The following is a 24,672-nucleotide window of genomic DNA, read 5'->3' on the forward strand; positions in this document are numbered from 1 at the left end:
GGTACTGAAGGTTGATGCGGCGTCAGCTGCCTGCGCGCCAGCGGTCGTCGAGCACGGCGCTGAGCGCCCCTTCGACGCACAGCAGCAGCGACGCTTCCCGATTGCTCGGATTGCGCAGCCATTGCAGATAGCCGAATTCCGCGGCCGCGAGCATCAGATGCACGAGCAGCCCGGGATTGCTGTCGACATCCGGATCACGTGACATGCGTTGCGCGACAAGCTCGACCAATCGGGTGCGATGCTCCGGCGTGATCAGCGCGACGCGGTCGAGCAGATGCGGTGCGGTCCGGAAGGCCGCCCGCCACTGTTCGAGATCAGCGGTGGACAGCGTGGTGGATCGAGTCTGAATGGCCTGCGCGAGCGCCACATCGGCCGCTTCGTCGCCGGGACGCTCCTCGAGCAGCGTGGCAATGCCCGCACCGCCCTCGCGTACCGGCTCCAGCAGCAGATCTTCCTTGCTGCGCACATGCCGGAAATAGGTGCTGGGCGAGATACCCGCCGCAGCGGCGATCTCCTCCGTGGTGACTTCGTCGAATCCTTTGTCCGCGAACAACTCGAAGGCCGCGCGCTGGATTTCGGATCGGACCTGACGTCGTTGCCGCTCGCGTAGTGACACCATGACAGCATCTATCCATATGACAGTTACTGTCAAGAAGCAATTCACTCTCACCAATAGCACCAGGTAGCGAGCGGTCGTCGCCCGCTACGGTGAGTGGGTGAGTATCGAGTTGACCCTGCTGTCGGGTGTTGCGGTGCAGGGCCGGGAGGTCGCCGGAGCACGACCACGCGGGTTGCTGGCACTGCTTGCGGCAGATTTGCGGAACGGGGCCAGCGTCGCGCGTCTGGTCGACGGGTTGTGGGGCGAGGAGCAACCGGAGAATCCCGCCAAGGCGCTACAGGTGGTCGTTTCCCGGGCTCGTGCGCAGCTCGGAAGTGAACTCATCGCGAGCACGCAGATGGGGTATCGGCTGACGCTGGCGGCGGAACAGATCGATGCGACGGCGGTGGAGGTGCATGCGGCCGCAGCGGAGCGGCATGCACGAGCCGGTGATCATGCGGCCGCACTGACTCGGTCCGATGCTGGATTGGCGCTGTGGAACGGCCGGGTCGAGGACTCTGCGGCAGGAGATCCGCTGTCCGAGTTGCGGATTGCACGGCAGCCTGCCCATCGCACACTCCGAATGGTGCACGCGGTGACACTGTCCCAGCTCGGCAGATACGCCGAGGCGGTAGAGCCCTTGGCGGCGCTGGTACGGACCGAACCCAGCAACGAGGACGTGCTCGCGGAGCTGCTGCGCGCCGAGGCCGAGACGTCGGGCGCGGCAACCGCACTGGCACGGTACGACGGTTACCGACGGCGGCTGCGCGACGAGCTCGGCACGGACCCGGGCAACGCCCTGCAGGCCGTGCACCGGCAGCTGCTGCTGTCGAGCGAACCCATCGTGCGGCAGGGCATTCTGCACGATCCCAACCCGCTGCTCGGGCGCGCGAACGATATCGTCGCCGTCACCGCTCGGCTACGGTCCGCGCGCGTGGTGTCGATCGTCGGCCCGGGTGGACTGGGTAAGACACGGCTGGCCCATGCCGTCGGCCAGCGCGCCGAACAACGGCGGGTGCATCTGGTACAGCTCGCCGCGGTCGATGACGATGCGGCAGTGGCGGCCGAGGTAGCCGGCGCCCTCGGGACCGGTGATGCACCGGCCGGAGCGCAGGGCGGTGTCGTCTCCGGCATAACGCAGGCACTGGGGTCCGGGCCGGTGCTCTTGATTCTCGACAATTGTGAGCAGGTGGTCGACGGGGTGGCGGCACTGGTCGGCCCGCTCGTGTCACTGACCGCGGAGTTGCGGGTACTGGTAACCAGCCGTGCGCCACTGGGATTGAGCTCCGAGTCGGTCCATCTGCTTCCGGCACTGGGTGCGGAGACGGCGGCCGAACTGTTCGAGCAGCGGGCACGCGCGGTCCGCCCGGAGGTCGACCTGCCGAGCGAGGAGGTGGCCGCGCTCTGTTCTCATCTGGACGGATTGCCACTGGCCATCGAATTGGCCGCAGCGCGGGTGCGGGTGATGTCCGTAGCCGAGGTCTCGCAACGCCTCGTGGATCGGTTCACCCTGCTGCGCAGCGGTTCCCGGGATGCGCCGCAACGGCACCGGACGCTGTATGCGGTAGTCGAGTGGAGTTGGAAGCTGCTCGACGAGCCGGCACAGACTGCCATGCGCCTGCTGTCGATCTTTCCGGACGGGTTCACCGAGGCGGCGGCAAATCGACTGCTGGGCAGCGACTTCGATGCGAACCTCGATTTGCTCGAGCATCTGGTGATGCAGTCGCTGATCCAGGTCGGCGAGGGCGAATCCGGCACCCGCTTCCGCATGCTGGAGACGGTCCGCGATTTCAGCGCCGCCGAGCGGATCGCTGCGGGCGACGACGATCAGGCCGTACGCGAATTCCTGGCATGGGCCCGAGATTTCGGCATCCGGCACAATGGCTCCGCCTTCATCGAACTGGGCGGCTCCAGCGAATTCCGTGCCGAGCAGGACAATCTCATCCGAGCCCTGCGGTTCGGCCTCGACCGCCGGGACGGGGCGACGGTAGCCGCCGCCTGGGCGACCTTGGGCCCCGCATGGTTCGTCGGCTCGCACTACGCCCGTATCGCCGAGCGGGCCGCCGAATGCGCCTGGGTGCTTTCGCATTACCGCCCGGAGCCGGCACTGGTGGAGGTGACCCGCACCGCGGCGGTCGTGTGCGCCCTGAGCGGCGTCACCCAGGGCGGCTTCGAACTCCGCTCCCAGCTGGTCCTGCACCGCCTGCCCACTGCCTCACCGGATACCTTCGTGCGCGCGGTGGCCACGATCTTTGCCGCGGCCACCGACGTGATGGCGGCAGATCCCACTGCCCTCAATCTCTTGTGCGACAGCGACAGTCGACTACTCGCCGGGGTAGCCCATCTGCTAGCGAGCTTCCGTGCCGAGCAGATCGGCGACCGCGTCGAGGCGCTCGCGGCCACCACCCGCACGCTCGCCGCCTTCGAGACCACCTCGAACACCTTCATGCAGTATCAGGCGCGTTGCCGCATCGGGAAGCTGGCGCTGCTGGCGGAGCACGGCGATCAGGCCCGTCAGCAATTGGAACGTGCCCTGCGGCAGATCGCGGACCTCGGCCCCCGTCCGGATCGGGGCGATCTGCTGGTCGGTCTCGCCATGGCGGCGCTGCAACTCGACGATATCGAGGGCGCCCAGCAATGGCTGGCCCTCGCGCCCGAGTCCAAGGACCCCTTCGCCAACCCGTACCGGCTGGTGGCGGCCGCCGAAATCCGGCTCGCGCGTGGTGATGTCGAGGACGGCCTGCAAGGCTGGCGCGAGGTGGCCGCGTGGACGTCCGGCACCGAGAACCCCTTCTACCGGCCCGATCCGCGCGGAGTTCAGGTGTGGGCGTTGGAGTCTCGCTCGGCCACGGTGCTCGCCCACGCCCAGCGCGGGCAGTCGGCGCTGGTAGCGGACCTCGTCGAGGATCTACCCCGCCAGGTGACCGCGCTGCTGGACCACCCCGCCACCCAGCCCGGCGGATTCCTGGCCGAGCTGACCGCCTCCGGCGCAGTGCTTCTGGCCTTGGCCATGGCGGATATCGAGCGCGGCCACTCCGCGGCCGGAGCCCGCCTGATCGCACTGGCCGAGCGTTTCGATCCCCCGCGCCAATTCCATCCGACCATGTCCAGCAACCGAATTCGCACCCATGCCGAAAACGCCGATAAGGCAGCGTATGCCGAGGCTGTCTCGACATACGCTGCCTTGGATATTCCGGCTCTGCGCACCGCCGCGCTGAATGCGCTGCGGGACAGGGCTTCCTAGCGACCCGGTTCCCGATCGAGCAGCTTCTTGGCCCCCAGGAAGCTGACCACGATGATGCCGACGCACCAGGCGATGGCGATCCAGGCGCTATTGCCCATCGGGGTGCCCAGCAGCAGCCCGCGCAGCGCCTCCATCACCGGAGTGAAGGGCTGGTGCTCGGCGATCCAGCCGATCCAGGCGGGCATGGAATCGGTGGGGACGAAGCCACTGCCGAAGAACGGCAGCAGCATGAGCAGCATGGGCAGATTGCTGGCGGTCTCGAGGCTGTCGCTGACCAGGCCCATGATCACGGACACCCAGGTGATCGCCATGATCAGCAGCACCAGAATGCCCACGGCGCCGAGCCATTCGGCCACGCCGGCGGTGGGCCGGAAGCCGATGATGCCGGCGACGGCGAGCACCACGCTCACACTCAGCAGGGTCTGCACCATGCTGCCGACCACATGCCCGGTCAGCAGGGACGGCCGGAAAATGGCCATGGTGCGGAAGCGGGACACAATGCCCTGGGTCATATCGGTGCACACCGAGACGGCGGTGGCGGTCGCCGCCCCGGCCACGGTGAGCAGCAGGATGCCCGGGACCACGTAATTGACGTAGGCGGCGCGGCCGCCGGAGTGGCCGCCGAGCCCGGCGCCGAGGGTGCCGCCGAAGACGAAGACGAACAGCAGCAGAACGACGACGGGTGAAACAATGAGGGGCACGGTCATGGCCGGGTAGCGCACGATGTGCAGCAGGCTGCGGCGCACCATCATCAGTGAATCGGTGGCAGCGTATTTCATGGTGCTCATCGCACGGACTCCTTCGGCTTGCCGGTGAGGGCGAGGAAAACATCGTCGAGATCGGGGGTGTGGACGGAGAGTTCGGCCGTGGGAATGCCTGCGGCCTTGAGGGTGTCGAGCAGTGTGTGCAGTGAGTCGACACCGCCGTCACTGGGCACCTGCAGGGTCAGCTCGTCCTCATCGCGGACCACCGCGCCGAGCAACCGCACCGCCGCCTCCAGAGCGCGCGGCTCCACGAACCGCAGGTTGATATGCCCGCCCGGGACAAGGCGTTTGAGCTCCTCCGGACTGCCCTCGGCGATCACCTTGCCACCGTCGAGCAGGGCGATTCGGTCGGCCAGTTGATCGGCCTCCTCGAGGTACTGCGTGGTGAGGAAGACGGTGGTACCGCCCGCCACCAGTTCCCGGACCAGCCGCCATACGGCGCGGCGGCTCCGCGGGTCGAGACCGGTGGTCGGCTCGTCCAGGAACAGCACCTGCGGATCGCCGATGAGCCCCATGGCGATATCGAGTCGCCGCCGCATGCCGCCGGAGTAGGTGGAGGCCGGCTTCCGGGCCGCGTCCACCAGGTCGAACTGCTCGATGAGCCGGGCCACCCGGCGTTTACGCTCGGCGCGGCCGAGGTGGTGCAGCACGGCCATCATGGCCAGGTTCTCCTCGCCGGTGAGGAGGTTGTCCACCGCGGCGAACTGGCCGGTGAGGCCGATGGCGGCGCGCACCGCCTCCGGATCCCGGGTGAGATCGTGGCCTGCGACGGTGATGTCACCGGCGTCGGCGCCGATCAGGGTCGAAAGGATCTGCACCGCGGTGGTTTTCCCGGCGCCGTTCGGGCCGAGCAGCGAAAAGATCGTCCCGGCGGGCACATTCAGGTCGATGCCGTCGAGCACGGTGTGCGCTCCGTAAGACTTGCGCAGCCCGGTGGCCGTAATGGCCGGTGGGCGGTGACCGGTCGTCATGTCTTGCTCCTCGGGTCTCTGCGACCGTGGTGGTCGCTGTCGAGAAGAAGATTGCGCTGCGCCGGTTTCAGCGTGGCTGCACTGCGGTTTCACCCGGTTTCGGTCATGAAACCCACAGGTCCAAGCATGTTTCGGGCTGCTGCGGCTAGCCGAGTCCGCGGCGGGCTATCGCGCCCAGGGGGCTGAGGTCGAGGTCGCCGGAGGCCTCGGTCCAGCCGGTGGCGCGCAGTTCGTTCGGTGAGACGATGCCGAGTGCGTCGTGCAGGCCGATGGCCGCGGACCGGGCGAGTTCCATCAGGCGGCTGGGCGGGATGGGCCAGAGCAGGGAGCGGCGCCAGTTCTCGATCTCGTGCCGGACCACGGGGGCGGACCAGCCGAGCTCGCGTAGTCGCTGGGCTGCGGCTTCCGGAATCGGTTCGGCCAGATAGTAATTGCCGGTGAGCTCGGCGGAGAGTTTGATGTCGAACTGCTGGAACTGAACGTATCGGTTTCCGGCAGCCGTAATGACGAGGGTGGCGCGAGAAGGTAATTCCTGCAGACATCGCGCCAGTGCCTGCACAAACGCGTCCCAGTCGGAAGTTACCAATGCCTCATCTTGTTCTTGCCCCCGGGTGCCCATCGAGGCCGATCATACGCCGTCGAATCTTCCGGGTCACCGAATAATTCTGGCGCACTTGTGTATCGGCGGGAACCGCGACCGAGTCGACTGCGTGCGGCCGCGGCTCCCCTCGATGACCAGCTATCGCCGCTGGTCCACGGCGCCGAGCACCGCGAGCGGAGTGCGCGCACAGAAACGGGCAGTGCGTTCATCTGCCGTGAAACTATGGCGTGCAACGAATTCTCGAAGTTGCACTCGCAACGTATCGAACACCGACACCGACGGCGCGATAGGAAGAACCGATGACACTGCGCTCATTGCACTCCTGTTCCTGAATCCATTGCCCTCAAACAGCCATTCTTCCAATGAAAAGCCCAGGTGGCCGTAAATCTCTTGTGAATATCAGCGCTCAGCGAGCGGCTGCCCGGTGAGCTTTGCCAGCCGGTCCGGCGAACATGAATTCCCCACCAGCGCAGCCGGTTTCATCGTGTCGCGACCGTGGTAGCAGCCGCCGTTCAGCAGCGCGGGTGCGGTGTACCGGGCTGAGGAGGTTCGTCGTCGCAGCCGAATCCGTCGCGTTCCAGTACCGAGGGCACCATTTCCGGGCGTAACTGCCCCCGGCCGCGTCCTCCGGAAGTATCGGAGACGCGGCTCCGCGCAACACGGGGTGCGCCGGTGAGAGCCATGTCTACAGCACACCCGAAGATTCGATGGGCGCGCAAGATTCGCGCGCCCAGATTTACGAATCCTTTTCAGTCGAGCAATTCCACCGCACCGACGGCTCGAATGCGACAGGCGCGACGTAGGTTGGCGGGTATGGCAGCACCCAGGCATCCGGCTCCCGCGCCCGGTACCCAGCAACTGGCGGCCGCGTGTCGGGCCGAGGTGCCGGCGCTGACCAGGCGGTTGATGTCGGCCATATTCACGGACAATCCAGAGTGGACGGATTACACGGCCGTGCCGCGGGCGGATCTGCGGGACGGGTGCCGCCGCTATCTGACGCGGATTCTGGATCTGCTGGGCGGGCAGCCGGCCGATCCCGAGGGCGACGATGTGGCGGCCGCCATCGGGCGGCATCGTGCGGAGCAGGGAGTGCCACTGGAGGCCATGCTCCGCACGTTCCGGCTGGGCGGGCAGATTGTGTGGGAGGCATTGCTGGACAAGGCGGATGACATCGGACCGGCTGAGATCCGGAGGGTCGGTTCGGTCATGTGGGCGGTGGTGGACGGGATGTCGTCGGCGCTGGTGACCTCCTATCGCAATACCGAACTCGAGCGGGTGCGCGGCGACGAACGCCGGCGGCACGCGCTGATCGAGGACCTGCTGGCCGGGCGCGCCCGGGACGCGACCTTCGCCGCGAGGGCCGCCCGCGACTTGAATCTGCCGGCGCACGGCGCGTATCTCGTGGTCGTCGCGCGCGGCGAGGGGAGGCCGCTACAGACCGGCGCCGAGACGGCCTTGGCGGCGGCGGGAATCCGATCGGTGTGGCACGACCGGGTGGACTCGACGGTGGGCCTGGTATCACTGGAGCAGCGGGGCAGCGACGCTGTGCTGCAACAACTTCGACCATTGCTGCGGTGGCGGGCAGGTGTCTCACCGGCGGCGCCCGGACTGTCCGGAATCGATACGGCGCACGGGCTGGCGGTGCTCGCGCTGGAGACGGGTGACGCCGCGAATCCGGTGGTCGCACTCGACGAGCGCTATCCGGAGGCGCTACTGCTGCGTTCCCCCGATCTGACCGAGTTACTGGTGACCCGCACGCTCGGCCCGGTGCTCGAGCTTCCGGTCAAGGAGCGTGACATCCTGCTGCGCACGCTGACCGTCTGGCTGGAGGAGAACTCGTCGGCCGCCAATGCCGCGCCGCGCCTGCACTGCCATCGCAATACCGTGATCAACCGCTTGCAGCGCATCACCACGCTGCTCGGCCGCTCCCTGGAGGGCCAACGCTCTCACCTGGAACTTTCGCTGGCATTGGCCGCACTCGAACTCGGACAGCCGTCCCGAGACTGACCCCTACCCGCCGGTACTAATTGTGCTCAGCGCCCAATCTCACGCTCCGATATCTGGGCTGCGAGTGAATTGCTTGTGCAATTCACGACCGCGAGACTCAACAGGATGACCCGGATCACACCCGACACCGGGCCGAAGAGTCAGCGAGACGAGGAGCACCACGAGTGCCGGAATTCGATCTTCTGGTGGTCGGCGGCGGCCCCGGCGGCTATGTCGCCGCGATCCGCGCCGCCCAGCGCGGCCTGCGAGTGGGCCTGGTGGAGAAGGAGCGCCCGGGCGGCGTCTGCCTGAACTGGGGCTGCATTCCTACCAAGGCCATGCTGCGGTCCGCCGAGGTTTACCACACCGTCAGGGCGGCAGCCGATTTCGGCGTGCACGCCGATAATGTGCGCTTCGATTTCGCGGCCGTACGGCAGCGCAAGGACGGGATTGTCAAAGAACTCACCGACGGCGTCGCCGGCCTGCTGAAGGCCAATGGCGTGACCGTGATCGAGGGCCATGCGCGCTTCACCGCGCCGACCACGGTCGAGGTGCACGAGGTGGGCCCATCGCCCATCTTCGAGGGCGGCCCCCGCTATGCCGCCGCTCCGACCACCGCGATCCGGCAGGTCAGCGCGACGGATGTGATCATCGCGACCGGTTCGGTGCCCGCGCTGCTGCCCATCCCGGGCGCGGAGCTGCCCGGTGTGATCACCTCCGACGGCGCATTCGGGCTGACCGAGGTACCGAAGCGTCTCGCGATCATCGGCGGCAGCGCGGTCGGCGCGGAGTGGGCGAGCCTGTTCGCCACCTTCGGCAGCGAAGTGACCGTGGTCGAGATGCAGGATCGCCTGGTCCCCTTGGAGGACAAGGAGATCGGCGTCGCGCTGGGCCGGTCGTTCGGCAAGCGCGGCATTACAGTACTGACCGGCTCGACGGTCACTGCCGTCGCCCAGGCCACCGGCGCCCTGCGGGTCACCGTCGGCGGGCCCCAGGCGCGGGAACTCGACGCCGATGTGGTGCTGGTCGGCGTGGGCCGCCGCCCCAATACCGCGGAACTCGGCCTGGATATCGCCGGAATCACCACGGATGCACGGGGTTTCATCCCGGTCGACGAGCAGCTGCGCACCGGCGTCGAGCACGTCTACGCCATCGGCGATGTCACCGGCAAAGCGCTGCTCGCACATGTCGCCTCGCATCAGGGCCTGACCGCCGCCGATGTGATCGCCGGTCACGACGCGCACATCGACTACACCGTCATCCCCGCCGCGACCTTCACCCATCCGGAGATCGCGAGCGTCGGCCTCACCGAGGATGCCGCCCGCGCCGCCGGCCACCAGGTACTCACCGCCAAGTTCCCGTTCGCGGCGCTGGGCCGGGCCAAGACCTTCGGCGAGACCGAGGGCTTCGTGAAGATCGTTGCCGGGCAACGGCATCGGGAGGTGCTCGGCGTGCACATCATCGGCCCGTCGGCCAGCGATCTGATCACCGAAGGCGCACTGGCGATTTCGCTGGAGGCGACCCTCGATGAGCTCGCCGAGACCATTCACGCCCACCCCACCCTCGGCGAGATCGGCATGGAGACGGCGCTGGCCGGGCTCGGCCTGCCGGTACACATCGCGCCGCCCCGGAAGCGCCCAGGAGCAGCATCGTGACCACATCAACGGCCCCGCGCAAGAGCAGCCGCAAGCCCGCGCGCGCAGTCGCCGCCGACATGCCGTTCGGCGGTGAAGATTCCGAGACCCTGCGCAGCCTCTATCGCGACATGCTGTTCGTGCGCCGCTTCGAGGAGCGCACCGCGCAGGCGTACCAGCAGGCCAAGATCGGCGGTTACTGCCACCTGAATCTCGGTGAGGAGGCCACCGTCGTCGGCCTCGGTGCGGCCATGCGGCCCACCGACTACCTGTTCACCAACTACCGCGAGCACGGCTACGCCCTGGCCAAGGGCATCGAGCCCGGCCGGGTCATGGCCGAGCTGTACGGGCGCTCCACCGGAACCTCCCGGGGCTGGGGCGGCTCCATGCACATGTACGACACCGCCACCCGGCTGCTGGGCGGCTACGCCATTGTGGGCGGCCAGGTTCCGCTCGCCGTCGGCGCGGCGCTGGCCATCGACTACCGCGGCGGCGACGACGTGGTGGTGTGCCAGATGGGTGAGGGCACCACGAATATCGGCGCGTTCCACGAGTCGCTGAATATCGCTGCCCTGTGGAACCTGCCGGTGGTGTTCCTGGTGATCAACAACCAGACCGGCATGGGCACCACGGTGGAGAAATCCTCGGCCGAGCCGGATCTGTGGAAGCGGGCCGCCGCCTACCGTATGCGCGGCGAGCGGGTGGACGGCACCGATGTGCTTGCCGTCCGCGATATGGCGAGCGAGCTCATCGAAACCGCACGGCGCGAAGGGAAACCGGCGCTGCTGGAGGCGGTCAGCTACCGGCTCAAGGGCCACTCGGTGGTCGATCCGGCGAAGTATCGCAGCCAGGACACGGTGTCGGCTGTACGCGAGCACGACCCGATCATGTTGTGGCACACCAGATTGCTGGAGGCCGGCGTGCTGACCGAGGACTCGGCCGCCGCCCTGGAGCGCGAGGTCGCCGAAGGGGTCGCCGCCGCAGTCGAATTCGCCGACTCCAGCCCGCATCCGGATCCGTCGAGCCTGTTCGACTACAACTACGCCACCCCGGTGGCCGGCGACTCCCGCCGCCTGCCCGCCGACCCGCTCTTCACCAGCTAAGGACATCGCTGTGGCTGTCATGACCTACCGGGAAGCGCTGCGCGAAACCCTCCGCGAGGAGATGCTGCGCGACGACGATGTCTTCCTCATCGGGGAGGAGATCGGCGTCTTCGAAGGCTCCTACAAGATCACCGCCGGGCTGCTCGCCGAATTCGGCGAAAAGCGGGTGCGCGACACCCCGATTGCCGAAGAGGGTTTCGTCGGCGCCGCCATCGGTGCCGCCATGCTCGGACTGCGCCCGGTCGTCGAGCTCATGACGATCAACTTCTCACTGCTGGCGCTGGATCAGATCGTCAATCACGCCGCCAAGATCTACGGCATGTTCGGCGGGCAGACCAATGTGCCCATGGTCATCCGCACCCCGGGTGGCGGCGGGCAGCAGCTGGGCGCGACGCATTCGCAGAATATCGAGCTGTACTACGCGTTCGTGCCCGGGCTGAAGGTGGTCGCACCGAGCACACCGGCCGACGCCCGCGCCCTGCTCAAGGCCGCCATCGAGGACGACGACCCGGTGCTGTTCCTGGAGAACCTGTCGCTCTACAACACCAAGGGCGAAGTGCCCGAGGACCTTCCGCCCGTCGAGATCGGCAAGGCGGCGGTCACCCGCGAGGGTTCCGACATCACCCTCATCGGATATTCCCGCATGGCGACCATCTGCACCCAGGTCGCCGAACGGCTTGCCGCGGACGGGATTTCGGCGGAGGTCGTCGACCTGCGCAGCCTGCGGCCGCTGGACCGCGACACCATTGTCGCCTCGGCGCGCAAGACCGGCTGCGTCGTGATCGGCGAGGACGACTGGCTCACCTACGGCATCGGGGCGGAGGTGGCCGCCTCCATCTCCGACGGCGCCTTCGACTACCTGGACGCACCGGTCCGCCGCGTGGCCATGGCCGAGGTGCCGCTCCCCTACGCCAAGCCGCTGGAGAAGCTGGCACTGCCGTCGGCCGATTCGCTGTACACCGCTGCCCTGGAAACCCTTGCCGCCGTGGGCAAGCGACGCTGAGAACCGGAGGAACACATGCCTGACATCACCATGCCCCGGCTCTCCGACACCATGGAGGACGGGGTCGTCTCCGCCTGGCTCAAGCAGGTGGGCGACACCATCACCCGCGGTGAGGTGGTCGCCGAAATCGAGACCGACAAAGCGCTCATGGAGCTCGAGGCCTACGAGGACGGGGTGCTCGAACGCATCATTGCCGAGGTGGGTTCACGGGTGCCGATCGGCGAGCCCATCGCCATCTACGGCGATGGCAGCGGTGCGTCCGCCGCGGCCGCGACCTCGCAGCCAGCAAGCCCGGCAACCGAATCCGCAGCCCCGGCCGCACAGCCCACGGCGGCGGGATCAGCCGCCGCCACGGGATCTGGCGGTGCGCCCGGAAATTCGGCGTCGGCGGCCGGAATCGCAGGCACGCCGGGCGATTCCGAGTCGGCAGCCGGAATCGATGACGCGGGCGGCGCTTCGACCGTCGCCGGGTCCGGTGGGCGGAAGAAATCTTCGCCGCTGGCTCGCAAGATCGCCGCCGAGCTCGGTGTCGATATCGCGACCGTGGCCGGCACCGGCCCCGGCGGCCGCGTCACCCGTTTGGATGTCGAATCCGCATCCCGCACAGCCGAACTCGCCGACTCGACGTCTCCGGCCGCCACCTCGGCGAGCCCGCCCGCTTCCACCTCGGCGACTTCGGCTGCCACGTCGGCAAGCCCGGCTGCTTCCGGCTCGGCGTCTCCGGCCGCTTCCGGTGCGGTGGCCATCGCTCCGGCCTCGCGCGACTACGAGGAGGTGCCGCTGACGAATATCCAGCGCGTCTCGGCGCAGCGGCTCACCGAGAGCAAGCAGCAGGCACCGCACATCTATCTCACCAGTGCGATCGATGTGACCGAACTGCTCATCTTCCGCGCCCAGGTCAACGAGACCCTCGCCGAGGCCGGCGCGGGCAAGGTCAGCGTGAACGATCTGCTGGTGAAGGCGGTGGCCGCCACGCTGCGCCGCGATCCGTCGGTGAATGTCAGCTTCGCGGGCGACAAATTGCTGCGGCACCACGGGATTCACGTGGGCATCGCGGTCGCCACCCCGACCGGCCTGCTCGTCCCGGTGATCCGGGATGCCGACCACAAGGGCGTCGCCCAGATCGCGGCCGAGAGCCGCGACAAGGCCGGACGCGCCCGCGACCGCAAGCTTCGTGCGGAGGAGATGTCGGGCGGCACCTTCACCATCTCCAATCTGGGCATGTTCGGCATCGAGCAGTTCACCGCGGTCATCAACCCGCCGGAGTCGGCGATCCTCGCGGTCGGCGGAGTGCAGGACGAGCTGCGCCTGGATGGCGAGCAGGTGGTGGCCCGGAAGATATTGCGCGTCACGCTCTCTGCCGATCACCGCGCCATCGACGGGGCGGTCGCGGCACGCTTCCTGCAGCAATTGAAGGAGCTCATCGAGCATCCCCTGCGCATCGTGATGTAGCGCCCGCCGCATCACGCCCAGACCCGGATGACGGGGCCGAAAAACCTACCCGGCCGGTCCCGTCATCCGGCTTTTCGCGTATGTGGCGCTTGCCACTCGACCGATAAGATGAGACGATTCGACCATAACTCTCTCATCCTGTCGGGGTGTGGCCCTCGGACAGGATCGTGATCAAAGGAGATCACCATGACCGCCGCCGTCGCGCCGATCGATCATGCGTCCAGAGCAGCCCGCCCCGAACGCCGCCCCTTCGACCCGGACACCCGCGTCTGGCAGGACACCGGTCTCATCACCTTCTCCCTGACCGCCGGCTCGGCCTTCCTGCTGCAGACCATGGAACCGAGCATTGCCGCGGTCGTGGACGAGCACTCCACCTTCCGCACCGATCCGCTCGGCCGCGCGTTCCGCAGTATCGCCTCGGTCATGATGTGGATCTACGGCGGCGACGAAGCCCTCGCCGAGGCCGACCGGCTGCGCGTTATGCACGCCGGTCTCAACACCACCGATGCGCACGGCGTAAAACATCAGGCGCTGTCCTCCGGGCCGTGGGCGTGGGTGCTGCACACCGCGATCCACGCGTTCACCGAAGGCAATCGGTACTTCTCCAGCGAGAAGCTCACCGAGGCCGACAAGGAGTCGTACTACCAGGAGGTGGTGCAGCTCATGCGCAATTTCTCGGTGGCGCCCAAGGAGATTCCCGCGACCTACGCCGAATGGGAGCCGTGGTTCCAACACCAGGTCGAAAACCATCTCGTGGCAACCACTGTCGCCGAGGACTATCTGAAGGTCATTCGAAAGATCGCCCCGCCCAAGCAGGTTCCGGCGCCGCTGCGACCGGTCTGGCGTGCCGCGACCACACCGATCGGGCGACTGCAGTACTTCTTCACCGTCGGCACCACCCCCGAGATCATTCGCGACAAGCTCGGCCTCACCTGGACCGAGAGCGATGAGCGCACGCTGCGCGCCCTCGGCTGGGTCATCGGCCGCACGGTCCCCGCGCTGCCGGAGCGCATTCGCTACTTCCCCATCGCCTACGAGGCGCGCCGGCTGGAGCGCGACCGCGCTCGGCTGCGCAAGATCATCGACCTGCGCCCCATGTAAAACGGCGATACCCGGGCCGATCCCCGCTGTTACACCCCGTTTCCTGGGGCTGGTCTGCGGCGGGGTAACCCACCAAGGTCACTATGGTGATCATGCGGATGGTGTTGTGGCGGGCCCTGGTCGGCGTGCTGCTGGTGGTGGGGGTTGTGGCTTTACCGGCTCGGGCCGGAGCGGATGCGCCGTACCAGTGGCGGCAGGAGTACATCACCGCGCCGGACGGGACGCGGCTGCACGCGGATATTTTGCGGCCGGTGGGCATGGCGGACGATGCGAAGACGCCGGTGATCATGACGGTCAGTCCGTATCGGGCGCATCTCGCCTATCTCAGTGAGCCGCGGCTCAATGGCGGGCCGTCCACCGTCGACCTCGATGTCGGGATGTTCCTCGGTGCGGGATACACGTATGTGATCGTGGATTTGCGCGGGTTCGGCGGGTCGAACGGGTGCCCGGACTTCGGCGGGCCGGGCGAACGGTCCGATGTGAAGACCGCCGTCGAGTGGGCGGCGGGGCAGTCCTGGTCCACCGGCAAGGTCGGGCTGGTGGGCACCTCGTACGAGGCGTGGACCGGATTGATGGGTTTGGCGGAGAAGCCGGCGGGGCTGGCCGCGGTGGCGGCATTCGAGCCGGTGGTCGATCCGAACGCGTATCTGTACATGCAGGGGATCGCGTGGAAGTTCTCCGGTAAGCCGGTCACCGAAAGTGGTGTGCGGCCCTCGGATCTCGCGGGGTTCGAGCATCTGCTCATCGCCTCCACCCCGGGACGCCCGGAGGATTCGCCCGAGTACCAGGCGAATGCGGTGAGCATCGACCCGGCGTGTTACGCGAACTACGTCGACCAGATCACGAATCACGATGACGCCTCGGCCTTCTGGCAGGATCGCGATCTGGTGGCGAAGCTGCGCGGGAACACCATTCCGCTGTTTCTCGGGCAGGGGTTCATCGACTACAACACGAAGGCGGATCGCGTCTTCCAGCTGTGGAACGGGCTCGGGCCGGGTGAGCACAAGGCGTGGTTCGGGCAGTGGGGGCATCGGACGTGTGAAACACAGTGCGGCACCCCACAATTCACCTCCGAGCTGCTCGGATTCTTCGATCATCTGGTGGCGGGGAAGGCTGCGCCGGTGCCCGGGCCACGAATCACCGTCGGCCAGTTCGACGCGAAGTGGCGTTCGGAGACAGCGTGGCCGCCTGCCGACGGCCGGCCGGTGCCCGTGGATCTGCGCACCGGGATCTACACCGACCGGGGCCTGGTTCCCGGGGCGGATCGCGAAATCTGGTCTGTCAGCCAGCCTTTGGCGCAGGATCAGCATCTCTCGGGGATTACCACGGCAGCCCTGACGCTCGATGCGCCGCCGCAGACCACGGTTGCGCTGGAGATGTACGACATTGCGCCGGACGGGCTGGCCACCGTCATCACCCGCGGTATCGCACCGGCGACCGCTGATACACAGTTGCGCCTGCTGGCCCAGGATTGGCCGCTCAGCGCCGGGCATCGCATCGGGTTCCGCATTACCGATGTGGTCGACGACATTTGGGCGCACCCGCCGGCTTTCGCGAAGGTCACAGTGAACTCCGCCCGAGTGCAACTGCCGATGCTCACCGCCATTCGCAGCCCCGACCAGCCCGGCGGCGTCTCCGACGGCATCCCGAAGTGGCATAACGAGAAGTCCGTCTCGCTGCCCGCCGATCTGCTGAACAATGCGACTGTGACCGTCGACTTCCCGCCCCGGACAGGTTAGGTGACCGATGACCCGCACCGCCTCGCGCACCACACCCACCGTGGACGCCGCCGCCGCCGAACGCCTCGCCGCCGCCCTCCGCTGCGCCACCATCTCCCGCGAGGACCACACCGAAATCGACCCTGCCGAATTCGACCGCCTCACCACCCATCTCGAACACTGCTTTCCCCTGGTCCACACCCACCTCGAATGCGAGACCTTCGGCCACAGCCGCCTCTACCGCTGGGCCGGGACCTCCGGCGACGCGACAACCGGCAGGCCTGCCACTACCTCGAACAGTCCAGCAACGGCTGCTGACACCGGCAGTGCACCCAGCACGTTCGCGAATGGCAATGCCCCGGCCGGCAGCAGTGCGGCAACGCCCCGCACTGGTCCAGGCGATATGGCGACATCTGCAGAGAATCCGGCAACGGCCGCCGACACTGCTGCGATCGGCAGCGGCGCGGGTGGCATCGAGCGGGTGGGCGCAATTCTGCTGGCGCATATGGATGTGGTGCCGGTGGATGATGAGGCGGGGTGGACGCATCCGCCGTTCGCGGGGGTGGTCGATGACGAATTCATTTGGGGGCGTGGGGCTATCGATGACAAGAGTCGGGTGATGGCGATCCTAGAGGCGGTCGAGGCGGCGCTGGGAGCAGGGGTACAGCCCAGGGGGACTGTGTATTTGGCGTTCGGGCATGACGAAGAGGTGTTCGGGGAGGGTGGGGCCGGGCGGATGTCGGCTCGGCTGCGGGCCGCGGGGGTTCGAGCCGATCTGTTGATCGATGAGGGTGGCGTGATCACTACCGGTGTGGCTGCTGGAGTGGCGCAGCCCGTGGCCACGATCATGGTGGGCGAGAAGGGGTTTGCGACGGTGCGGCTGTCGGTCACCGCGGTGGGCGGGCATTCGTCCATGCCGGGGCGGCAGACCGCGGTCGGGCAGTTGGCGCGGGCGGTGGCGCGGATTCAGGATCACCCGTTTCCGCTGCGGTTGACGCCGGTGACGCTCGACATGCTTTCGCGTTTGCGGAGTGTCATCTCGGAGCCACGGCGCACCCTGCTCGGGCTGGTGGGCGTGGCCGGGCCCGTGGTGGCACGGGTGCTGGCGGCGCGGCCGACGACCGAGGCACTGGTGCGCACCACCACCGCACCGACGATGATCAGCGGCGGAGTCAAACCCAATGTGCTGCCGCAGCGTGCCGAGGCGTACGTGAATTTCCGTATCCTGCCCGGTGATTCGGTCGCCGATGTGCTGACGCACTGCCGTCGCGTGGTCCGCGACAAGCACGTCGCCATCGAGCTGTCCGGCACCGCCTCCGAACCCTCCCCGGATCCCGCCGCCGGCCCCGCCTTCGAGCTCGTCGCCGACCTGGCGCGCGAGGTAGTTCCGGGTGTCGCGGTCACCGTCGGCATCGTCCCCGGCGCCACGGACGCGCGCTACTACGACGATCTCGCCGCCACCCGCTGCAATTTCGCCCCCATCATCCTCACCGCTGAAGACCTGGCACGCATTCACGGCACCGACGAGCGCATCTCCCGCGCCAACTACGCCCGCCTCATCACCTTCAACCGCCGCCTCATCGACCGCCTCGCCCAGCCCTGACCTACGGAGTCCGGCGAGCATCGCGCTCGAATCGGCGGGAGCGGCGACGGGAGCGGTGGTGGTGCGCGAGAATAACTCGGCCGGTACGCGACAATTCGGGCGGAGCACCGCGCGGGACGTGTGCGGATGCCCCCGGCAGCGTGCCGACACCTATCCCATCGAGAGGGAGCGACGATGACCCGAAACGAGACCGGCGAATTCCAGGGCAATGGCGGGCGTGTGTTCTGGCAGGCGTGGCTGCCGGACGGTGACCCGCGCGCCGTGGCCGTGATCGTGCACGGGTATGCCGAGCATTCGGGGCGCTATGCGCATGTGGCGAAGCGGTTGAACGATGCCGGGATCGCGGCGTACGCACTCGACCACATCGGGCACGGCCGATCCGACGGCGGGAACGCGAATATCGAATCGCTCGACGGGGCTGCCGACAATGTGCAGACACTGCTCACCCTCGCCTCCGCGGAACATGCCGGTCTGCCGCGTTTCGTGATCGGGCACAGCATGGGCGGGCTCACCACCGCCTATCTGGCCACCCGCGCACCGCTGGAGGTGACCGGCATCGTGTTGTCGGGTCCCGCGATCGTGATCGAGGCCGGAAATATCGTGCAGCGGACCCTCGCCCCGGTGGTATCCCGCTTCCTCCCGAATCTTCCTGTCCTGAAACTGGATTCGAAGCTGGTAAGCCGCGATCCCGAGGTGGTGCGGGCGTACGACACCGATCCGCTGGTCCATCACGGCGGCGTCCCGGCCCGCACCGGCGGTGAGATGCTGCGCGCCGGCACCTTCGTGCTGTCGCACCTCGACCGGCTGACCGTCCCGCTGCTCGTCCAGCACGGCGCCGCCGATGGTCTGGCCTCCCCCACCGGCGCCGACCTGCTCGAACGCGATGCGGCGTCGAAGGACAAGACCGTCATCCGCTACCCCGGTCTGTTCCACGAGATCTACAACGAACCCGAGCAGGACAAGGTCCTCACCGACCTGGTGAACTGGCTCGACGCGCACATTCCGGCGTAGCCACGCGGAAAAATAGCTGACGGTCACGGGGCAACCCGTGGCACAGTCGGTTGACGTGACCGACTATCGCAAACTCAACCGTGCCAATTGGGATGAGCGTGCGCCGTTGCACGCCGCCTCCTCGGAATACGGCCTGAACCGTTTCCGCACCGATACCAGCTTCCTCAGCGATGTCGTCCGCTTCGATCTGCCACGCCTCGGTGACATTCGCGGACTGCGCGGTGTGCACCTGCAATGCCATATCGGCACCGACACGCTGTCGCTGGCTCGACTCGGCGCGGATATGACAGGCCTCGACTTCTCTCCCGCCTCACTGGCCGAGGCCCGCGCGCTGGCCGAGACCAACAGCACCGTAATCGAATACGTCGAAGCCGATGTCTACGATGCCGAGCAGGTGCTGGGCACGGAGCAATTCGATCTGGTCTTCACCGGTGTCGGTGCGCTGTGCTGGCTGCCCGATATCCGGCGCTGGGCCGATATCGTCGCCGCGCTGCTGCGGCCCGGCGGGCGGCTGTTCCTGCGCGAGGGCCACCCGGTGCTCTGGTCGATCGACGAGTCCCGGCCCGACGGGCTGACCATCGGATATCCCTATTTCGAAACCCCCGAGCCCATGGTGTTCGCCGAGACGGGCACCTATGTCGAGACGACCGGCGAACTCACCAGCAGTGTCACACACGTCTGGAATCACGGGCTGGGCCAGATCGTCGGTGCGCTGCTGACAGCCGGCCTGACCCTCACCGAACTGGTCGAACACGACAGCGTGCCCTGGGATGCGCTGCCCGGCCGCATGTTCCGCGATGAGGGTGGCGAATGGCGGCTCACCCAGCATCCCGAACGCGTGCCGCTCTCCTACACCTTGCAAGCCCGTAAGGAACCCCGATGAACGAAGAGCTCATCCCCATCCTGCGCGACCCCGACGGCAACCGCCTCCGCGTAGGCACACCTCCCCGGTAACCATCACTCACACCGGGGAACCGGGCGCCTGCCTCGCGCGTCCAATTCGGTGAGTGACCACGGCGAGGGGAGGACTCCGGTGGACCCGAATATGCTGCGCCGCAGTGCGCGACAAGCCCAGCAGGGGGCGCAATGCGAAGGGCGGCGGATTTCGCAGGGCGGGGTCGATCCTGACTACATCCAGCGATTGGAGCATTTCGCCGGGCTCTCCCATGCGGAGATCTATGAATGCGTGCAGGCGATGGATCCGGGAGCCATGCATACGCACGCCGAGGTGTGGGTGGAGATCGCCGACAGCCTGTCGGGAGCGGTGAACGGGCTGTACACCACGGTGCAGGGTGCGCTGGCCGACGGGATGCGGGGGCATACGGCGGCGGCTGCCGACACGGCGGCAAGGGAATTCGTGCAATGGGCACTGGACGTGACCGAGATCGCGTACAGCACCGGGCATCGGATTCTGGCGGCCGCGTACGGCGCCGAGGCCGTGCGCAGAACCGTTCCCCCACCGCCGGTTCCCTTGCAGTCCACCGGGTCCGACCCGATCTCGACCTACGCCGCACTGGTGACCGGCGCTGCCGCACCCGGTGACGCGCACCAGTTCGAGGCGGCCCGCGCGGAGCAGTATCAACTCGCTCTCGCGGCGCTCGACGCCAATTACGTACCAACGTATCCGCCTGCGGGATCGGGTGTCCCAGCCTTCGGGTCGAGCGGAACAGCCGCTGTCGCCGATGCCGGCCCAGTCGCGAGCGTGAGTTCACTGCGGCAGGATTCCACGCGCGTCGGAAATGCCCCGGCACGGATCGGCCAGAATCCCGTTGGCCGTAGCGGGACGGCCGGCGACGGCGCGCGAAGCCGAGACCGCGCCGCGAACTCCGGCGACTCAGTGGCCTCCGGCGACTCAGTGGCCTCCAGCGGCCCACACCAGCAGACCGAACAGCGGGGAGATATCCGCACGGACGATTCGAATAACACTGGAGCACAGTCAGTTCAGGAAGCCCAGCCGATTTCGTCGAAGCAGGATTCCCCAATCCGCGATACCGGCGTGTTCACCAAACCCGCGAACGTCGATGACAGCGAACGCCCCCTGTCCCCACTCACAAACATCGTTCCGAACGGACCAAAGACGCTGGGCTACCCCACCGGCTCCCCCGCCTCAGGCGGACCCGGCATCAGCTACCCGGCTCCACTCACCCCCGGAACACCCTCCACACCAACACTTTCCAGCGCGCTCACGCGACCAGCAGGACCGCCGACACCCGGAATGTCCGGCATGTTCCCACCCGCAGGCCGCAGCGCCTCGGATGCCGACAGCACCCACCGCACCCCCGAATGGCTGATCCGAAACCGCGAGCAGGAACTCCTCGGCACTCCACCCCCAACCGTGCCCGCCGTCCTCGGAGCCGAGATCCCCGCAGCCCGAACAGATCTCATCACCCCGGACGCCACCATATGAGGAGGGATCGAACTCCCCTGAGGTTCATCCGCCTCCGACGCGCCCCGCTGCGACCGCTACCGCGTTCCCCGCCACCCGCACCGCGAACTGCCCCGGCCGAACACACCAACAGAACCTGTCTGCCGAAGCTGCTTTTACGCATGCGCGGCCGATCACCTTCCCACAGAACGCATCTCCTCGCCGACCACTCCGCTGAACGCGAAGGGCACTCCGCACCGCGGACCGGCTCGGCCCGGCTAGTGGCCCACCCATCCCCGCATCCAGACCGACACCCTGCCCTGACATTGAGAGCCCGCCGAGAGCTGCTTCATATCAGGCGTGCTAGCCGCCGAATACTCGCTCCACCACCGTTTTCGCGCGGCGGGTGACGCGCATGTAGTGGTCGAGGAATTCGCTGCCGTCGTCATTGGGCCAGCCGGCTACGCGGGCTACCGCCGATAGTAGGAGGCCTGGGCCGGGGAGTTGGTCGGCGGGTTTGCCGCGGACGAGGACCAGGGCGTTTCGGGCTTTGGTGGCGGTGAGCCAGGCGTCGCGGAGGAGTGCCACGTCGGCGGCTTCGATGAGTTCGGCGGCTTCGATGACATCCAGGGATTCGAGGGTGGAGGTGTTGTGGAGTGCGGGTACCTCGTGGGCGTGCTGGAGTTGCAGGAGTTGCACGGTCCACTCGATGTCGGCGAGGCCGCCGCGGCCGAGTTTGGTGTGGGTGGCGGGGTTCGCGCCGCGCGGCAGGCGTTCGGCGTCTACGCGCGCCTTGATGCGGCGGATTTCGCGGACGCCTTCGGGAGACATGCCGCCGATCGGGTAGCGCACCGGGTCGACGGTGTGCAGGAAGCGCACACCCAACTCCGGATCACCGGCCACCTGGCGGGCCCGCAGCAGGGCCTGGATCTCCCATGACTGCGCCCACTGCTGGTAGTAGGCGGAATAGGCGGCCAGGGTGCGCACGAGCGCGCCATTACGGCCCTCCGGCCGCAGTCCGGCATCAACCTGGAGCGGCGGATCGGTGCTGGGTGCGCCCAGCAACCGCTGCACCTGCTCGGCGACGCCGATGGCCCATTTGACGGCGACGGTCTCGTCCACGCCGGGCCGCGGGTCGCAGACGAACAGCACATCGGCGTCGGAGCCGTAGCCCAGTTCCTTACCGCCCAGCCGGCCCATGCCGATGACCGCGAAGTCGGCGGGCTGCGGTCCGCTGGCCCGAATCACCGCCTGCAGTGCGGCTTCCAGGGTCGCGATCCAGACCGAGGACAGCGCCTTGCACACCTGCTGCACATCCAGCATGCCGAGCACATCCGCGGAGGCGACGCGGGCCAGTTCGTGCCTGCGCAGCGAGCGCGCGGTAGCCACCGCACGCCGAGGATCGTCGTAACGACTTGCGCCCGAAAGGATTCCGCGCGCGACGTCACCGACATCGGGGGCCAGCAGCAGCGGGCCGTTCGGTCCGTCGGCGTACATGCGAATGGTTTCGGGAGCATTGATGAGCAGGTCCGGCAGGTACGCCGAGGAGCCGAGCACGATCATCAAACGCTGTGCGATGGCCCCTTCATCACGGAGCTCACGCAGGAACCAGATCTCATTGTCCAGGCCCTCGGACACCCGCCGGTAGGCGAGCAGCCCGGCATCGGGATTCGGTGTCTCGCCGAGCCATTCGAGCAGAGTCGGCAGCAGCAGCGCCTGAATCCGGCCCTTGCGCCCGACCTCACCGGTAAGCGCCTTCAGATGCCCCAGCGCATTCTCCGGCGCGGCATAACCCAGCGCCGCCAACTGCCGCACGGCTGCTTCCGGACTCAGCCGCAACGAGTCGGCATCCAGGCGCGCCACCGATTCCAGCAGCGGACGGTAGAAGAGCTTGGCGTGCAACCGCCGCACCCGCACCGCATTGCGCCGGATCTCGCTACTGAGCACACCGACCGCATCCTGCCGGCCGTCGGGGCGCATATGCGCGGCCCGCGCCAGCCAGCGCATGCCCTCCTCGTCATCGGGGGCGGGCAGGGTGTGCGTGCGCTTGAGCCGCTGCAGCTGCAGACGGTGTTCGAGCAGGCGCAGGAATTCGTAGGAGGCGGTCAGGTTGGCGGCATCGTCACGGCCGATATAACCGCGCGCCGCCAGCGCCCCCAGCGATTCGACGGTGCCCTGCGTATGCAGCGCCTCATCTGCCTTACCGTGTACCAATTGCAGCAGTTGCACCGCGAATTCGACGTCGCGCAGGCTGCCGTGCCCGAGTTTGAGTTCCCGCTCCCGCATATCGGCGGGCACCAGATCTTCGACACGACGGCGCATGGCCTGCACATCGGCGACGAAATCGGTGCGCTCGGACGCCGCCCACACCATCGGCATGAGCGCGGCCTGATACTGCCGCCCCAATTCCAGATCGCCTGTGGCGGGCCGCATTTTGAGCAGCGCCTGGAATTCCCAGGTGCGCGCCCAGCGCTTGTAATAGGCAATATGCGATTCGAGGGTGCGCACCAGCGCCCCCGCCTTGCCCTCGGGGCGCAGTCCGGCATCAACCTCGAAGAAGGCGGCCCCGCCCACACTCATCGTTTCGGCGGCCAGGCGCGTGGCAGTGGTGTCGGCGGGTTCGGCGACGAAGATGACATCCACGTCGGAGACGTAATTCAGTTCCCGCGCACCGCATTTGCCCATGGCGATGACGGCCAGCCGCACCGGCACCTCGCGGTCGACGCACACCCGCGCCACCGCCACCGAGAGCGCGGCGGTCAGTGCGGCATCGGCGAGATCGGTGAGATGCCACCCCACCTGCTGGTACGGCAGTACCGGTTCGTTCTCGACGGTGGCAGCCAGATCGATGGCGGCCAGCAGCATGAGTTCATCGCGATACCGCTTGCGCAGCAACGCGACTGCCTCCGGACCCGCGATAGCGGCACGAAACAGCATGGGCCCGTTATCGGGCCCTGTCTCCGGTTGCGCCTGCACGGCGTCGAGGAGGGAACTGAGCACCTCTTCGCGCGAGGGCAGCTCGGGCCGGCGCAGCAGTCGCCAGGCGACCGGATCTGCCACCAGGTGATCGCCGAACGCACTGGACGATCCGATCAGTGCGAACAGCCTGCCGCGCAGCGCGGTCTCCGCCCGCAATGCGGAATCCAGCTCGCCCCAATCGCTTCCGAGCTGCTCCCGCAAACGCGTGAGCGTCAGCAGCGCCAGATCGGCGTCGGGTGAGCGCGACAGCGCCCACAGCAGTGGAACACTCTCGACGTTGTCCCACGCCAACTCTCGAAGCGAGTCGGCGGCCGACGGCTCGAGCAAACCGAGCCGTCCGACACCTGGGACAGCGGAACGGGCAGTCGGTGGCCGGACCATACTGAGTATTTTGCCCTACGCTGCGCTCCGGGCGGGGTCGCGGCCCCTGGTCCCGGTTCTTCCCTCCCTCCGCTCCTCCGCTTCGCTCCCCCGCTCCACTCAGTCCAGAACCGGGACGGCCGCGACCTTGGGGTGAGTGGAGCTGCAGGGTGAGTGAG

17 protein-coding genes are annotated in these 24,672 nt (G+C 67.6%); 12 read left to right on the forward strand and 5 right to left on the reverse strand.

Features of this window, described 5'->3' with window-relative positions; translation table 11 throughout:
• Nucleotides 1-22: 22 nt before the first annotated feature.
• On the reverse strand, nt 23-619 hold the full coding sequence (locus tag JWN03_RS24180) for a TetR/AcrR family transcriptional regulator (protein ID WP_297619310.1): 597 nt from the start codon (nt 617-619) through the stop codon (nt 23-25).
• 97 nt (nt 620-716) lie between these two features.
• On the opposite strand from JWN03_RS24180, the gene JWN03_RS24185 reads away from it, so the two are divergent.
• Nucleotides 717-3,842, forward strand: coding sequence for an ATP-binding protein (locus JWN03_RS24185; protein ID WP_297619313.1), 3,126 nt, complete (start codon nt 717-719; stop codon nt 3,840-3,842).
• Here JWN03_RS24185 and JWN03_RS24190 read toward each other — a convergent pair.
• The 3 genes from JWN03_RS24190 to JWN03_RS24200 all read right to left on the reverse strand — a co-directional run bounded on the left by JWN03_RS24190 (nt 3,839) and on the right by JWN03_RS24200 (nt 6,196).
• The gene (locus tag JWN03_RS24190; protein WP_297619316.1) at nt 3,839-4,630 is read right to left on the reverse strand and encodes an ABC transporter permease; all 792 of its coding nucleotides are present in this window, start codon (nt 4,628-4,630) and stop codon (nt 3,839-3,841) included. The genes JWN03_RS24185 and JWN03_RS24190 overlap by 4 nt on opposite strands.
• Entirely contained in the window at nt 4,627-5,577 is a 951-nt protein-coding gene (locus JWN03_RS24195; RefSeq protein ID WP_297619319.1) for an ATP-binding cassette domain-containing protein, read from the reverse strand. The genes JWN03_RS24190 and JWN03_RS24195 overlap by 4 nt, the downstream gene beginning before the upstream one ends.
• 145 nt (nt 5,578-5,722) lie before the next feature.
• Nucleotides 5,723-6,196 (reverse strand): TY-Chap domain-containing protein, encoded by a 474-nt coding sequence (locus JWN03_RS24200; protein ID WP_297619322.1) that lies wholly within the window; start codon nt 6,194-6,196, stop codon nt 5,723-5,725.
• 795 nt (nt 6,197-6,991) lie between these two features.
• Here JWN03_RS24200 and JWN03_RS24205 point away from each other — a divergent pair.
• From JWN03_RS24205 to JWN03_RS24255, 11 genes are all read left to right on the forward strand, one after another.
• Complete coding sequence (locus JWN03_RS24205) at nt 6,992-8,185, forward strand: PucR family transcriptional regulator (RefSeq protein ID WP_297619324.1); 1,194 nt, start codon at nt 6,992-6,994, stop codon at nt 8,183-8,185.
• 164 nt (nt 8,186-8,349) lie between these two features.
• Nucleotides 8,350-9,819 (forward strand): dihydrolipoyl dehydrogenase, encoded by a 1,470-nt coding sequence (gene lpdA, locus JWN03_RS24210; RefSeq protein ID WP_297619327.1) that lies wholly within the window; start codon nt 8,350-8,352, stop codon nt 9,817-9,819.
• Complete coding sequence (gene pdhA / locus JWN03_RS24215; RefSeq protein ID WP_297619330.1) at nt 9,816-10,901, forward strand: pyruvate dehydrogenase (acetyl-transferring) E1 component subunit alpha; 1,086 nt, start codon at nt 9,816-9,818, stop codon at nt 10,899-10,901. The genes lpdA and pdhA overlap by 4 nt, the downstream gene beginning before the upstream one ends.
• Before the next feature lie 19 nt (nt 10,902-10,920).
• Complete coding sequence (locus tag JWN03_RS24220; RefSeq protein ID WP_297619444.1) at nt 10,921-11,904, forward strand: alpha-ketoacid dehydrogenase subunit beta; 984 nt, start codon at nt 10,921-10,923, stop codon at nt 11,902-11,904.
• Nucleotides 11,905-11,919: 15 nt separating this feature from the next.
• Nucleotides 11,920-13,356, forward strand: a complete 1,437-nt coding sequence (locus JWN03_RS24225; RefSeq protein ID WP_297619333.1) for a dihydrolipoamide acetyltransferase family protein — start codon at nt 11,920-11,922, stop codon at nt 13,354-13,356.
• A gap of 186 nt (nt 13,357-13,542) precedes the next feature.
• Entirely contained in the window at nt 13,543-14,457 is a 915-nt protein-coding gene (locus JWN03_RS24230) for an oxygenase MpaB family protein (RefSeq protein ID WP_297619336.1), read from the forward strand.
• 92 nt (nt 14,458-14,549) lie between these two features.
• Nucleotides 14,550-16,196: a CocE/NonD family hydrolase gene (locus JWN03_RS24235; RefSeq protein WP_297619339.1), complete on the forward strand. Its 1,647-nt coding sequence runs from the start codon at nt 14,550-14,552 to the stop codon at nt 16,194-16,196.
• A 7-nt stretch (nt 16,197-16,203) separates the two neighbouring features.
• A complete protein-coding gene (locus tag JWN03_RS24240) occupies nt 16,204-17,778 on the forward strand; it encodes a M20/M25/M40 family metallo-hydrolase (protein WP_297619341.1) in 1,575 nt (524 codons plus the stop codon).
• Between the two features lie 174 nt (nt 17,779-17,952).
• Nucleotides 17,953-18,789 (forward strand): alpha/beta hydrolase, encoded by an 837-nt coding sequence (locus tag JWN03_RS24245; protein ID WP_297619344.1) that lies wholly within the window; start codon nt 17,953-17,955, stop codon nt 18,787-18,789.
• 37 nt (nt 18,790-18,826) lie between these two features.
• A complete protein-coding gene (locus JWN03_RS24250; RefSeq protein WP_297619346.1) occupies nt 18,827-19,672 on the forward strand; it encodes a class I SAM-dependent methyltransferase in 846 nt (281 codons plus the stop codon).
• Nucleotides 19,673-19,822: 150 nt separating this feature from the next.
• Nucleotides 19,823-21,196 (forward strand): hypothetical protein, encoded by a 1,374-nt coding sequence (locus JWN03_RS24255; RefSeq protein WP_297619348.1) that lies wholly within the window; start codon nt 19,823-19,825, stop codon nt 21,194-21,196.
• 321 nt (nt 21,197-21,517) lie between these two features.
• Here the strand turns inward: JWN03_RS24255 and JWN03_RS24260 are convergent, their stop codons facing one another.
• Nucleotides 21,518-24,514, reverse strand: a complete 2,997-nt coding sequence (locus JWN03_RS24260; RefSeq protein WP_297619350.1) for a bifunctional [glutamine synthetase] adenylyltransferase/[glutamine synthetase]-adenylyl-L-tyrosine phosphorylase — start codon at nt 24,512-24,514, stop codon at nt 21,518-21,520.
• Nucleotides 24,515-24,672: the final 158 nt, after the last annotated feature.

Source organism: Nocardia sp., assembly GCF_025465275.1.
GTDB lineage: Bacteria > Actinomycetota > Actinomycetes > Mycobacteriales > Mycobacteriaceae > Nocardia.

Bases quoted from the DNA above. Each gene is read 5' to 3' on its own strand.
- JWN03_RS24180 (WP_297619310.1), bottom strand. From the start codon at position 619: ATGGTGTCACTACGCGAGCGGCAACGACGTCAGGTCCGATCCGAAATC.
- JWN03_RS24190 (WP_297619316.1), bottom strand. From the start codon at position 4,630: ATGAGCACCATGAAATACGCTGCCACCGATTCACTGATGATGGTGCGC.
- JWN03_RS24195 (WP_297619319.1), bottom strand. From the start codon at position 5,577: ATGACGACCGGTCACCGCCCACCGGCCATTACGGCCACCGGGCTGCGC.
- JWN03_RS24200 (WP_297619322.1), bottom strand. From the start codon at position 6,196: ATGGGCACCCGGGGGCAAGAACAAGATGAGGCATTGGTAACTTCCGAC.
- JWN03_RS24205 (WP_297619324.1), top strand. From the start codon at position 6,992: ATGGCAGCACCCAGGCATCCGGCTCCCGCGCCCGGTACCCAGCAACTG.
- JWN03_RS24220 (WP_297619444.1), top strand. From the start codon at position 10,921: ATGACCTACCGGGAAGCGCTGCGCGAAACCCTCCGCGAGGAGATGCTG.
- JWN03_RS24225 (WP_297619333.1), top strand. From the start codon at position 11,920: ATGCCTGACATCACCATGCCCCGGCTCTCCGACACCATGGAGGACGGG.
- JWN03_RS24230 (WP_297619336.1), top strand. From the start codon at position 13,543: ATGACCGCCGCCGTCGCGCCGATCGATCATGCGTCCAGAGCAGCCCGC.
- JWN03_RS24235 (WP_297619339.1), top strand. From the start codon at position 14,550: ATGCGGATGGTGTTGTGGCGGGCCCTGGTCGGCGTGCTGCTGGTGGTG.
- JWN03_RS24240 (WP_297619341.1), top strand. From the start codon at position 16,204: ATGACCCGCACCGCCTCGCGCACCACACCCACCGTGGACGCCGCCGCC.
- JWN03_RS24245 (WP_297619344.1), top strand. From the start codon at position 17,953: ATGACCCGAAACGAGACCGGCGAATTCCAGGGCAATGGCGGGCGTGTG.
- JWN03_RS24260 (WP_297619350.1), bottom strand. From the start codon at position 24,514: ATGGTCCGGCCACCGACTGCCCGTTCCGCTGTCCCAGGTGTCGGACGG.